Source organism: Pontibacter kalidii, assembly GCF_026278245.1.
GTDB classification, from domain to species: Bacteria; Bacteroidota; Bacteroidia; order Cytophagales; family Hymenobacteraceae; genus Pontibacter; species Pontibacter kalidii.
Map to the genome: position 1 here is coordinate 1730324 of NZ_CP111079.1, position 13411 is coordinate 1743734.

The 13411-nt window shown below is 52.9% G+C and carries 11 protein-coding genes; 9 read left to right on the top strand and 2 right to left on the bottom strand.

What is annotated here, in order from left to right; translation table 11 throughout:
- Positions 1-169: 169 nt before the first annotated feature.
- The gene (locus OH144_RS07440; RefSeq protein ID WP_266205670.1) at positions 170-2125 is read right to left on the bottom strand and encodes a putative porin; all 1956 of its coding nucleotides are present in this window, start codon (positions 2123-2125) and stop codon (positions 170-172) included.
- A 39-nt stretch (positions 2126-2164) separates the two neighbouring features.
- The gene (gene lpxK / locus OH144_RS07445; protein WP_266205671.1) at positions 2165-3217 is read right to left on the bottom strand and encodes a tetraacyldisaccharide 4'-kinase; all 1053 of its coding nucleotides are present in this window, start codon (positions 3215-3217) and stop codon (positions 2165-2167) included.
- A gap of 73 nt (positions 3218-3290) precedes the next feature.
- On the opposite strand from lpxK, the gene OH144_RS07450 reads away from it, so the two are divergent.
- The 9 genes from OH144_RS07450 (at position 3291) to secG (ending at position 13327) form a co-directional block, all read left to right on the top strand.
- Positions 3291-4391: a Nif3-like dinuclear metal center hexameric protein gene (locus tag OH144_RS07450; RefSeq protein WP_266205672.1), complete on the top strand. Its 1101-nt coding sequence runs from the start codon at positions 3291-3293 to the stop codon at positions 4389-4391.
- Positions 4392-4394: 3 nt separating this feature from the next.
- A complete protein-coding gene (locus OH144_RS07455) occupies positions 4395-5126 on the top strand; it encodes a zinc ribbon domain-containing protein (RefSeq protein ID WP_266205673.1) in 732 nt (243 codons plus the stop codon).
- A gap of 48 nt (positions 5127-5174) precedes the next feature.
- Positions 5175-6641: a tetratricopeptide repeat protein gene (locus tag OH144_RS07460; RefSeq protein ID WP_266205674.1), complete on the top strand. Its 1467-nt coding sequence runs from the start codon at positions 5175-5177 to the stop codon at positions 6639-6641.
- Between the two features lie 8 nt (positions 6642-6649).
- A complete protein-coding gene (locus OH144_RS07465; RefSeq protein ID WP_266205675.1) occupies positions 6650-7945 on the top strand; it encodes an anthranilate synthase component I family protein in 1296 nt (431 codons plus the stop codon).
- Between the two features lie 234 nt (positions 7946-8179).
- Positions 8180-9610, top strand: a complete 1431-nt coding sequence (gene miaB, locus OH144_RS07470; RefSeq protein WP_266205676.1) for a tRNA (N6-isopentenyl adenosine(37)-C2)-methylthiotransferase MiaB — start codon at positions 8180-8182, stop codon at positions 9608-9610.
- A gap of 97 nt (positions 9611-9707) precedes the next feature.
- Entirely contained in the window at positions 9708-10985 is a 1278-nt protein-coding gene (locus OH144_RS07475) for a sigma-54 interaction domain-containing protein (RefSeq protein WP_266205677.1), read from the top strand.
- Positions 10969-11496 carry an LPS assembly lipoprotein LptE gene (lptE, locus tag OH144_RS07480; protein ID WP_266205678.1) on the top strand — a complete coding sequence of 176 codons (528 nt, stop codon included), beginning with the start codon at positions 10969-10971 and terminating at the stop codon, positions 11494-11496. The genes OH144_RS07475 and lptE overlap by 17 nt, the downstream gene beginning before the upstream one ends.
- 27 nt (positions 11497-11523) lie before the next feature.
- Positions 11524-12945, top strand: a complete 1422-nt coding sequence (locus OH144_RS07485; RefSeq protein ID WP_266205679.1) for a hypothetical protein — start codon at positions 11524-11526, stop codon at positions 12943-12945.
- Position 12946: 1 nt separating this feature from the next.
- Positions 12947-13327 (top strand): preprotein translocase subunit SecG, encoded by a 381-nt coding sequence (gene secG, locus OH144_RS07490; protein ID WP_266205680.1) that lies wholly within the window; start codon positions 12947-12949, stop codon positions 13325-13327.
- Positions 13328-13411 lie beyond the last annotated feature (84 nt).

Genomic DNA, 13411 nt, shown 5'->3' on the forward strand with positions numbered 1-13411 from the left:
AGGTAACGTGCGGGAAAAAGGTTTTCTCCTCCTGCGCCGGCACCGCGATACGCTGCATCTTGCCGCAAGTATAAGATCTCTCAGGTAGTGAAGTATAGGCTCGCCATTTGTGCTGAGGCCAGGGCACTAATTTCCGCATCCATAACGAACAATTATCAATCAATAATTATTAATCGAAGAACCTCCAGGTAAGGCCAAACACGAAGCTGCGGCGCATTCCCGGGTATAGTGGCGTCTGGAAGTAATAGGGGTCGGACAAACCCTGGTTGATGTGGCTCATTTTCAGGAAAACATTCACCGTTTTGATATCGGCATTCAGGAAAACGTCGGCCACCGGGTAGCCCTGCACGGTATAAGCATCCTGAACAAAGAACTGCTGCGTTACCGGCATGTAGCCATAGCCATAGTACTCCGATGCATACGTACCCTGTACCCCCACCTGTAGGAACAAAGCCTCGCGGAACAGCGGCCCCTGCAAGTATAACTTCGACTCCACCAGCCAATCCGGTATACGTATGTTATTGGCCTCGTCGGTGTTGTGATAGGCAACGTAATTATCGAAATGCAGCGGGCCGAAGTTAATTTTATGTGCCACACTGCCACCCCAGAAGCGCTGGTTTCCGCTTGCCTGCACCGGCACAGCCTGCTCGTTAAAGTATACCCAGCGTTTTACGTTCGTGAAATGCCCGTCCAGCTTTACGTGCTGCCGCTTGCCTATTTTCTGGTGCAAGCCTGCGCCAATACGGTCTATCACAATATTGCCAAAGTCTTTCTCCCATTCAAAGTGATTGCTCAGCATAAAACGCTGCACACGGCTTGGGGAATAGAGCACACGCTCCAGCGTACCGTACGCACCGCCCAGCCTGGCCATACCCTTAACCCGGTAATCGCCCGCCAATTGATACTCCGCAACACCCGTCAGCTCAGCCAGTTCTTTGTAAAACAGCCTGATGTCGCCGCCAATGAATACCTGGTTGTAATCTCCGCTGGAGCTAATTGTTTTGAAAACGTTGCCTGTTGCCAGCAGCGAGTCTGGAATAGTAGTGGCTGTTCCGATAGAATCGATGGCACTGTAGGTAATACCTGCATTGCGTATCTTTAGGTAAGCCTTGTAAGAGGAAAGTTTGTTGTTGCCTGTCAGGCCAAAGGTGTTCTCCAACTCGTTATACTGCGTGGCATCCCTGGTGCGGCCCGTGCTGTACCTGAAAGTCGGGTACAGGTAGGTCGTGCCCAAATAAGTGCCATTTGGCTGTCTTTCCCCTACCAGCGTGGCGGGAATGGCATCATCCACGAACTCGTTGCGCTGGCGGTAGTAGTCCAGGGTGTGGTATACTTTCAGGTTCTCCTTCGCCAGGCGGTATATTTGTGTCAGGTGCAGGTTGTTGCGCGATTCCTCATTCGAGGCCTGCGTCAGGTACACCGGTGCCTCCTCGAAGCGCTCAAACTCCACGGCACTGGTCCCGGTGGTATCGATCCCACCCGTTTCAATCTGCTCCACCTTCATAAAGGTATAGTTGAAGAACAGGTCATACTTCTCATTTTCGGAGCGGTAGTGGGTAAAAGCCTTCACAGCCTGGTTATCCAGCATGCCTTTGGAGCGGCCCTGCGAGCCCGGTCCTATCTGCTGGTCAGCGGAGAGGATCTGGTAGGCCAGGCCGAAGTTCCAGCGCGGGTTGATGTTGCGGGTGTGAAGCACCTCAAACACCTGCTCGCCGTTGCCTCCCTGCACATACTTCAGATGCGTGTAGGGGGAGCGGGTATCGTAATAGTTGATCCTGTGCGGATCGTAGGCATAGCGGTCGAAGATGGTCTTGCCCAGGCGTACGCCGATTTTGTCGGGCGCCCGGAAAAGCATGGGCGTAGAGGCTGTGCCGATGTTACCCAGGTGCTGGTAAAAAGCCGTGTCGTTATACCAGTAGCGCTCGTTATGCAGGTTATCCAGCGTGGTGTCAATGGGCACAGCCGTATAGCGCCCCTCCAGCACGTCCTGCTCGTAAAGCTTTAAAACCGTTTTGGGGCCGTAAATCGCTTTCGTGGTGTCGTCTATGATCTGGGCAAAGGCATCCGTGTTTACCAGCAGCAAACTCAGCACTAAAAGTATAAAGGCGGATAGTTTTCTTCTCACGTTTCAAAAATAGTGAAATATTAATGGAATTACGCAGCCTCAGGCATGCACCAGGCTTTGCACGTGCTGCAGCACCAATTGGTCAAACATCTCCCCGTCTGCTATAAACTGTACTTCAATCGGCACAAAAAAGATCGGCAAAGCCTGCGTGAGCGGCAGCAGCCCGGTATCGGACAGTTTTACGGCATCTTTGCGGGTGGTAAGGATAGAGGCACCCGCATAGGCTGGCTGCTGCAGCAGTTCTTTCAGCTCCTGCAGGTTGTCAGAAGTATAAAGGTGATGATCAGGATACGAAAGATGCTTCAGCAAAGTATAGCCATGGCTGCCGAGGTAGTTTTTCAGCGGCTCCGCATTGGCAATACCCGTCAGTAGGATTACCTTTTTTGTTGTTTCTGATCCGTTTCCCATAGCCACGGGTGCCCCGTAGGCAAACGTTGAAAAATAAACCGGAGTACCGGGAGAAGTATAGCGCTGCACCTTCCCTACAATCAGCTCCCGCTCCTGCTGGTTTATACTTGCCGGGCACTTGCTCACAATTACGGCATCGGCCCGCTTTGCTCCGCTCCTCGGTTCCCGCAGCCTTCCGGCCGGTAGCACATGGTCCTGATAAAACGGGCGGTTATAATCGGTGATCAACAAGTTGAGCGACGGCTGCACCGGGCGGTGCTGCATAGCATCGTCCAACACCACCACCTCCAGCCCCGGCACCAATTGCTGCAGCTGCTCAATACCCTTCACCCGATCCTCGCATACCGCCACCTCAACCTGCTTAAAATCAAGATGATATTGAAAAGGCTCGTCCCCTATCTTGGCGGCAGAGGAAGTATTGTCAGCCAGTATAAATCCTTTGCTTTGGCGCTTATAGCCACGGCTGAGGGTAGCAACTTTATACGCGTGAAGCAGGCGCAGCAGGTACTCCACATGGGGCGTTTTACCCGTGCCTCCTACCGTCAGGTTGCCAACAGCGATAACCGGCAGGTTGAACTGCCGCGAGGCCAGCAGCCCCTTGTCGTAGCCCAGGTTGCGCAGCCGCATAATGCCCCCATAAAGCTGCGAGAACGGCCAGAGCGGTATGTGAAGATAGTGGAACATGGTTTTGTAACGCGCGCAATTTACGTTAATTTTAACGTGCCTATGCTAACAACTGAATGAAACGAGAGAAACTATGGCAAAAATACACGAAGTAACCAGCCTGCTGGAGCAACTGGCCCCGCTCCGCTACCAGGAGAGCTACGATAACGCCGGCTTGCAAACCGGCGACGCCAACGCGGAAGTATCCGGCGTGCTGGTAACGCTGGACTGCACCGAGGCAGTATTGGACGAGGCCATAACGAAAGGCTGCAACCTGGTGGTGGCGCACCATCCGGTTATATTTAAAGGACTCAAACAGCTTACAGGCCGCAGCTACGTAGAGCGCACCATCATCAAGGCCATCCAAAACAACATTGCCATTTACGCCAGCCATACCAACCTGGATAACGTGCTCAACGGCGTGAACACCAAAATTGCCGACAAACTGGGGCTGCAGCAACAGCACATACTTGTGAACAAACCCGCTACCCTGATGCAACTGGTCACGTTTGTGCCTGTGGAGCAAACCGAGAAGGTGCTGGCGGCACTGCATCAGGCCGGAGCAGGTAACATCGGCGCATACAGCGGCTGCAGCTTCAGCGTTACTGGCACCGGCCGCTTTACCCCTTCGGAGCAGGCTGACCCTGCCATCGGCAGTGCCAATCAAGCGGAGCAGGTGCAGGAAAACCGACTGGAGTTGCTGTTCCCGGCTGTTTTACAGGGCAAGATACTGGCAGCGCTAAAACAAGTGCATCCTTACGAGGAGGTGGCCCATTACTTCTATAACCTCGAGAACCAGAACCAGGAAGTAGGTATTGGCATGATCGGGGAGCTGGACAAGGAGCTGACAGAGGAGGAATTTCTGGCCTATCTGAAGGAGAAAATGCAGCTGCAGGGGCTGCGCTATACCTCCATCGGAAGCAGAAAGGTAAAGCGTGTGGCGGTTTGCGGCGGCGCCGGCAGCTTCCTGATCAAGGATGCGCTGCGACAGGAAGCCGACGCCCTGGTAACCGGGGATGTAAAGTACCACGAGTTCTTTGATGCCGAGGGGCGCCTAATGATCGCCGATATAGGCCACTACGAAAGCGAGGTATATACAAAGGAGATATTTTATGACGCTATTTCAAAAACTTTTCCTAATTTTGCAGTCTTAATATCGGAAGTAAACACTAACCCCGTCAGATACACTTTTTAATACATGGAAAGTACTGTAGCCAGCAAATTGGAAGCATTATCAAAGCTTCAAAGCATCGATTCACAGCTTGATGAAATTAAAAGAGTTAGAGGAGACCTGCCTGAAGAAGTTCAGGATCTGGAAGATGAAATTGAGGGCTATGAAGTAAGGGTTCGTAAATTTGATGATGAGGTAGCCGGCCTGAATGACTCCATCGCACAGCGCAAGCAAGCCATCAAAGACTCCGAAAGCCTGATCCGCAAGTATGAAGAGCAACAGCAGAATGTTCGCAACAACCGCGAATACGATGCCATCACCAAAGAAATTGAACTGCAGAAACTGGAGATCCAGATCTCTGAGAAGAAGATAAAAGAGGCTCACTTCCAGATCGAGCAGAAGATCTCTGAAATTGAGGAGACAAAACACCGCCTCGAGGAGCGCCGCAAGGACCTGGAGAACAAGCAGAAGGAACTGGAGCAGATCGTAGCCGAAAGCCAGGAAGAAGAGAAGAAACTGGAGGATGATCGTCAGGCTGCCGCTTCCGGTGTGGAAGATCGCCTGCTGAGCGCCTACAACCGTATCCGCAAAAACGTGCGTAATGGTCTTGCCGTGGTGTCCGTAAAGCGTGATGCCTGCGGGGGTTGCTTTAACACCGTGCCGCCACAGCGCCAGGCTGATATTGCGGCCCAGAAGAAGATCATCGTGTGCGAGCACTGCGGCCGTATTCTGGCTGGTGTGGAGCTGCGTGTGTACTAACAAAGAATTAGCTTGAGCGAACATCGCTTGCATACTAACCGAAAGAGGATGGCTAAACCCCATCCTTTTTTTTTGCTGCTGGGCTTTTGGCTCTTTTGCCATACCTTGGCAGCCACTCCTACATTTACCCCCCAACAAAAAATTGTTTACCAAGAGCTGCTAAAGCTGAAAGTAAGCCATGGCCGCTTGCTGCTGCTGCAGCATCAGCCGCAAAAAGACGCCCGCAATCTGCTGCTCGCCAATTACGCCGACTTTCTGGAACTATGCGTGCAGCAGGACCAGCACCAGTATGAAAGGCTCCTGGCTGCGCAGGAAAAACGATTGGAAAAGCTGGAAGAACTACCGCAACAGAATGAGTGGGTAACGTATGCACAGGCGGAAGTCAGGCTTCAAATGGCGATGTCTAAGCTTTTATTCGGTAGCCGCTTATCCGCAGCCTGGGACTTCCGCAAGGCGTACGTGCAGTACAACGAGAATGCTCAGAATCATCCTCATTTCCTTCCAACTAAAAAGAACCTGGGGGTGCTGCAGGTGCTGATTGGCTCCGTCCCGGATAAGTATAAATGGTTCCTGAACATCGTCGGCCTGAAAGGTAGTGTAAAACAAGGCATGGCCAACCTGAAATTAGCCACCGCCAGGGAGAATCCTTTCTACCAGGAGGCGCAGCTGCTGCACGCCGTTATACTTCACCTGACGAAGCCAGAAAACAAAGAACAAGCATTGGGGCAGGTACAGGCAATGGCTAGAAATGAAGCGGATAACCTCTTGTTCCAGTTCGTGGCAATGCACTTGCTCAAAAAGACACAAGCCAGCGACGAAGCACTGCAAGTATACCTGCGACGCCCGAAGGGAAAAGCCTACCATCCGTTCCCGTACCTGCACCACATGGCCGCCGATTTATACTTGTTCCGCGCAGATTACGAAAGATCCATACAGGAGAACCGCCAGTTTCTGGAGCTGCACCAGGGGAAACACTACCTGAAGTCGGCCAACTATAAACTATACCTGGCGTACGCGCTGAGCAACCATAAGCCGCAGGCCACTTGGCACTTTCAGCAAATAGCTCAAGTAGGAATTGAAGAAAGCGAGGAAGACCGCTACGCCCAGAAGTACGCCCTGCAGCAGGAGCCGCTGGTCAGGCCGCTGATGCAGGCCCGCCTCCACTCCGACGGCGGTTACTACCGCGAGGCTTTGAAGGAGCTGGAGCAGCTGCAGGTAAATGCGGCTACACCTAGAGCCGTAAAAGCAGAGTATTTTTACAGGAAAGCCCGCATCTACCACGCCACAGATTCGTTGCAGCAGGCGCTGCCGCTGTACCAGAAGGCCATTAGCCTATGCCAAGGCACAGATTTATACTTTGCCCCCAGCGCTTCCCTGCAATCAGGCTACATTTACGAGGCGTTGCAGCAGCCCCAGAAGGCCAGATCATACTTTAAACAGGCGCTGAGCTACAAGCACCATGCGTATAAAAACAGTATCGACGCCAAGGCGAAGCTGGCGCTGTCGGACATGTGAGGTATACTATGTTTAGGAAAGAGATACAGCAAAAGGAGTTGCCGCTTCCTATGGCGGAGTTCCGGCTCAGGGCCCTTGCCTGGGCTGACAGGCACCCGCTGACCGCCTACTATACGTCCAACGACATCCCTTACCCTCACCAGGGCTTTGCGCACCTGCTGGCCGTTTCGGGTGGCAAGGTACTGCAGCTGCAGGAGGAAAACGCCTATGAGAGCCTGCGCCGGCAGCTACAGCAGCATCCGCTGCTCTGCGGCTACCTGGGCTATGACCTAAAGAACCAGACCGAGCACCTGAGCAGCCGGAACTACGATAACTTGGGCTTCCCGCTGTTGACATTCTTTGTGCCGGAAGTATACTTATACTTTAACGCAGCAAGTATAACTATTTATACTTATGCAGATAATGCAGAACTTATACTCGCTTCCATACTTGCTACCGCCCCCCCTGCCCCAGCCCCTCCGCAAGGTATAAGGTTACAGCAGCGGGTAAGCAGGGAGAAGTATATACAACAGGTGGAGCGGGTACGGCAGCATATCCTGGAGGGCAATGTTTACGAGTTGAATTATTGCATGGAGTTCTTCGCCGAAGGGGTAACGCTGCAGCCTCTGCCCCTGTACCTGGCCCTGAATGAGGCTTCTCCTACCCCCTTTTCCGGTTACCTGAAGCTGCACGACAAGTACCTGCTTTGCGCCTCGCCGGAGCGTTTTCTGAAAAAGGAAGGCCAAAAGCTCATCTCTCAACCGATAAAAGGCACCATCCGCCGGGGCCTTACGCCGGAGGAAGACCAGTTGCTGCAGCAGCAGCTGCGGCACGATGAAAAGGAACTGGCCGAGAACATGATGATCGTGGACCTGGTGCGCAACGATCTGAGCCGCTCCTGCGCCACCGGAACCGTGCAGGTAGAAGAAATGTTCGGGATTTACGGCTTCCGGCAGATGTCACAGATGATCTCGACGGTGGTGGGCGAACTGAGGCCGGATAAAGAGCTGGTAGATGCGCTGATCGGTGCTTTCCCGATGGGAAGCATGACGGGCGCCCCCAAGATCAGCGCCATGCAACTGATCGAGGAACTGGAAGACACCCGGCGTGGGCTCTACTCCGGCGCCTTCGGCTACATCAAACCAAACGGCGACTGCGATTTTAACGTCGTGATCCGGAGCATCCAGTATAATGCCGGCAACGGCTACCTCAGTTTTATGGTGGGTAGCGCCATCACCTACGACTCTGACCCGGAGCGTGAGTATGAGGAATGCCTGCTGAAGGCGCAGGCGATGATTAAGGTGCTGGGGGATAATTTTGAATGAGTGAATGAGTGGATGAGTGGATGTTTTTTTAAGTGTGTTCATTCCAGGATTACAGAAGTATGAGTCGGAGAAAACTTCATCACCGCTGACTCATCTTACTTAGTACCACTAACTAATAACCAGCATCTAACAACCAACACACCTTCACTCATTCAAAATTCGCTAACTCTTCTCTGCCATTCTGTCACGTTTTTGAGAACATTATAGTATATTTGCAGCTGTAATTGAGTAAACATGGATCCAATAGTAGACTTAGATTTTATAGATAACCGCACACCGGAGCAAGCCGCTGCCTGCGATACCCAGGTAACGAAAGAGACCAATACCGGCAAAGCACGAAAGCTGTACATCGAGAGCTACGGCTGCGCGATGAACTTCTCCGACAGCGAAATTGTATCGTCCATCATGTTTGAGCAGGGCTTCGACACGACAGCGGACATTGCGCAGGCTGACCTTGTTTTCCTGAACACCTGCTCTATCCGGGAGAAGGCCGAGCAGACGGTGCGCAACCGTTTGGGCCAGATCAACTACTATAAAAAGAAGAAGCCGGAAATGATGATCGGCATCCTTGGCTGTATGGCTGAGCGCCTGAAAAAGTCCTTGCTGGAGGAAGAGAAGATCGTGGACATGGTGGTGGGCCCGGACGCTTACCGCGACCTGCCCAACCTGATCAATGAGGTAGACGGCGGCCAGAAGGCAGTGAACGTGCTGCTCTCGCGCGAGGAAACGTATGCCGACATCAACCCGATCCGCCTCAACAGCAACGGTGTGAGTGCCTTTATCTCCATCATGCGCGGCTGCGACAACATGTGCTCGTTCTGTGTAGTGCCGTTTACGCGCGGCCGTGAGCGCAGCCGCGACGCCCATTCCATTGTGCGCGAGGCGGAGGCCTTGGTAGCGCAGGGTTATAAAGAGGTCACCCTGCTGGGCCAGAACGTGGATTCCTATAAGTGGGCTTCAGAGGACGGAGCTGAATCCGTGAACTTTGCCCAATTGCTGGAGAAAGTAGCCCTGGTGTCGCCTGACCTGCGGGTACGCTTCTCTACCTCCCACCCGAAAGATATAACCGACGAGGTGTTGTATACGATGAAGAAGTATGACAACATCTGCAAATACATCCATCTGCCGGCGCAAAGCGGCAACTCCCGCGTGCTGGAACTCATGAACCGCACCTACGACCGTGCCTGGTACATCAACCGCGTGGACGCCATCAGAAGTATACTTGGAGAGGACTGCGGCATCTCATCAGATATGATCGCCGGGTTCTGCACCGAAACCGAGGAAGAGCACCAGGATACGCTCTCGTTGATGGACTACGTGCAGTACGATTACTCCTACATGTTTTTTTACTCCGAGCGCCCAGGTACGCTGGCCGCCCGCAAGCTGGAGGACGATATTCCGCTGGAGGTAAAGAAACGCCGCCTGGCAGAGATCATCGAGAAGCAGCGCGAAACATCGCTGGCGCGCAACAAACGCGACGTGGGCAAGGTGCATAAAGTGCTGGTGGAGGGTCCGTCTAAGAAGTCAGAAGAACAGCTGAGCGGCCGCAACGACCAGAACAAGGTGGTGATCTTCGACAGGAAGCACTACAGAAAAGGCGACTATGTGAGCGTTTTCGTGCACGACTGCAGCGTAGGCACCCTATTTGGCGAGGCGGTAGAGTAATGTGTTAATTGATTAATGTGATAATGTGCTAATACTTCGAACCGGCACATTACATATTTAACACATCAACACATTAACTCATTAGTACATTAAATCCATGCGCACTATCGATATTCAAAGTATAAAACAGCGCTTCGGCATCATCGGCAACTCGCCGCTGCTTAACTATGCCATCCAGGTGGCGGCGCAGGTGGCCCCTACCGAAATGACTGTGCTCATCACCGGCGAGAGCGGCAGCGGGAAGGAATCCTTTTCCAAGATCATCCACCAACTCAGCCCGCGCAAGCACGGCCAGTTCATTGCCATCAACTGTGGCGCCATACCGGAAGGCACTATCGACTCCGAGCTGTTCGGCCACGAGAAAGGCTCTTTCACGGGTGCCCAGGAAGCCCGCAAAGGCTATTTTGAGGTTACGGACGGCGGCACGATTTTCCTGGATGAGATTGGTGAAATGCCCCTGGGCACGCAGGCGCGTTTGCTGCGTGTGCTGGAGAACGGCGAATTTATCAAAGTGGGCTCCTCTAAGGTGCAGAAAACCGATGTCCGCGTTGTGGCAGCCACGAACGTGAACCTGCTGAAGGCGGTGGAAAAGGGTACTTTCCGCGAGGACCTGTACTACCGCCTCAACACCGTACCGATCTCTGTTCCGGCCCTGCGCGACCGTGGGGACGACATACACCTGCTATTCCGCAAGTTTGCCGCAGATTTTTCGGAGAAGTATAAAGTACAGGCCATTTACCTGACACCCGATGCGGTAAAAGATTTACTGGCTTACCGCTGGCCGGGCAACATCCGCCAGCTAAAGAATATTGTGGAGCAGATCTCGGTGCTGGAGTATGACCGCGAGATAAATGCTGAGAAGCTGCGCCACTACCTGCCCCGCGAGACAAGCACTTCGCTTCCGGCTGTACTGGCCAAAGAAAATGCCTCAGAAGGCCCTATCTCAGAGCGCGACCTGCTCTACAAGGTGCTCTTTGATATGCGCCGTGATATGTCGGAGCTGAAGAAACTGGTGTTTAACATGCTGGCGCACCAGCCAAAGGACGAGGACCTGCTGCGCGAGCACAGCCACTTGTTCGAGAACATGGAGAAGGCGCAGTACAACGGGCGTTCCTACAAACAGGAGCCTGTGCAAGCTGAACCCTATTACCTGCCCATCAAGCAAAGCCAGCCGCAGGAGTATGAGGATGATAAAGTAGAGGACATCCCGCACGAAACCGAGGAAGAAAGCCTATCTTTAGAAGACAAAGAGCGGGAAATGATACTGAAGGCGCTGAAGAAGCACAACAACAAGCGCAAGTATGCCGCCCAGGATTTGGGTATCTCGGAGCGCACCCTTTACCGCAAACTAAAGCAGTATGACATTGAAGATTAAAACCCGTTTACTCAGCTACACACTGCTGTTACTGCTGCTTGTTAACGGCGGCTGCGGCATTTACTCATTTACCGGCACCAACCTGTCGCCCGATATTAGAACCATCTCCATCCAAAACATCGAGAACAGCACCGGAGAGGGCCCTTCTAACCTGACGCAGGTAGTAACCGAAAACCTGAAGAATTATTACCGCCGCAATACCAACCTGGCCATTGTGCAGGGCGAGGGCGACTTGCAATTAGCAGGTCAGATCGTTAGCTTTACTTATTCGCCGGCGGCTATTCAGCGCGAGGGGCAGCAGGACATCGCCTCCCTTAACCGACTGACGCTTAGCGTACAGATTCGCTTTGCCAACGTGAAGCAGCCGGAGAAGGATTTCGAAAGAACTTTCACCATCTCGCAGGATTTTCCGCAGAACGTGGACGTGACCCAGCTCTCCACTGCCCAGATCGAGCAGATGTCGGAGCAGTTGGTGGTGGATATATTCAACAAAACCGTGGCAGACTGGTAACGCCGTCTTTTACAGAAATAGGTCAGCATGAATAAATCGGCATTTCTCCAACTGATACAGCAGGCAGCCAACATCACAGACCAGCAAACCGAAGAGCTGGAGAAGGTGGCGGCTACTTTTCCTTATTGCCAGACAGCACACCTGCTGCTAGCTAAATCAGCCTATGATAAAGGCAGCATGCTCTCCACCCAACGTTTGCGCCGCGCCTCGGCCTATGCCACCAACCGTCAGCTGCTAAAGCGCATCATTTATACTTCGCCGGTAGCCGAGCCCGTATTCGACGAAACGGCTGTAGAAGAACAAATTATAACGCCTGCCCCAGCACAACCCATAGCCTCTTCCCCAGTTACAGAATCACCTGAAGCAGCGGCAGCTAACCAGCCTGCTCTAGAAGAGGTTACTCCTGAAGAGGACACGACTTCTATGGCAATTGTAGAGCCAGAGGAAGAGCACCCTGTAACAGCTTACACAGCAGCAGAAGAAGAAAGTATAACCGAGGAACCGCAGCAAAGTATTGCGGAAGAGGCAATACCGGAAATGGAGGACGCAGTTGTAGAGGAGGACGAAACCGAAAGCATCAATTCCTTAAAGCCAACCAAGGACATACTGGAGCAGCCGATGGAGAAATTGGACTCTGAGCTGGCCCTGCTCCTGACGATCAAAAGCCTCAGCCCTTCCTTTACCGACCTGCTGGCCCAAAAGCCGGACGTCGAACCTAAAGTGCCGGCAGCCCCTATGCCTCCTGCTGCCCCGCCGCATGATCTGCAGGAGCCAGAAGCGATAGAGGCTCCTCAGCACCAGGAAGAGAAGCCAGAAGTATACCACCCCAAAGAAGACCTTGCCAGCCTCATCGCAGCAGAAGCGGCCACCGCTGCCCAGTTGTACTATAGTATAAAGGAGGCAGAAGAAGAGGATACTGCTATTTCAGCTGAAAAAGCAGCAGCCCCTGAGGAAACGGAGGTAAAGTATGCCTTTGATGCCATAGACGACATGTACCAGCAGGACGTGTTGGGCTACTGGATGTCGTCGAGTCGCATGGGTGAGGTGCTGCAGCTGAAGGAAGAGAATGAGTTGACCCGGCCAAGGCCTTCCGGCTTCCATCCGGAGCTGATACTGGAGTACAGCAAAACCCATGGCCTGGTAAAGCAGGAGGAGACAGCCGGTCCGGCGCTGCATGGGCAACAGGACATCATCGACCAGTTCCTGAAGATAAACCCGCGGCTCAAAACACTGAATAACATCAGGCTCAAGCCGGAACCGCAGGAAGACCTATCCCTGAAAAGCTCTAAGATAAAGCGGGGCACGGCCTCCGAAAGCCTGGCAAATATCTTCCTCAAGCAAGGCAAAGTAAAAAAAGCCATTAAAATATATGAGCAACTCATTTTGAAAAGTCCGGAAAAAAAGAGTTACTTTGCCGAACAGATCGAAAAATTACAAAACTTAAGCTAACATGTATATCGCCCTTATTAGTATCATTATTTTTATCTGCGTGCTGCTTGTATTGGTTGTACTTGCTCAGAATCCTAAGGGAGGCGGCCTATCAAGCCAGTTTGGCGGTAGCACCAGCCAGCTAATGGGCGTTAAGCGCACCGGCGACCTGCTCGAGAAACTGACCTGGGGCTTTGCCATTGCATTGGTGGTGCTTACCCTGGGTACGCACATGATAGGTAGCTCAGGCGAAGGCACCATGCGAAGCGTAAACGAGGAGCGCGCGCGTCAGTCACAGCTGCCCACAGCCCCTGCCGGAGCTCTTCCGGGCGCTGACACTACTGCCGCTATCCCAGGCGCAGGTGAGATACCAACGATGGTAGATACTGCAACGCAAGAATAAACTAAAGACTCCCCCACTGTGGGTTAAGCCGGTCCTGCTAAAGGCCGGCTTTTTTGTTTGTGCCCCTGCCGGGGAAAGCATGAC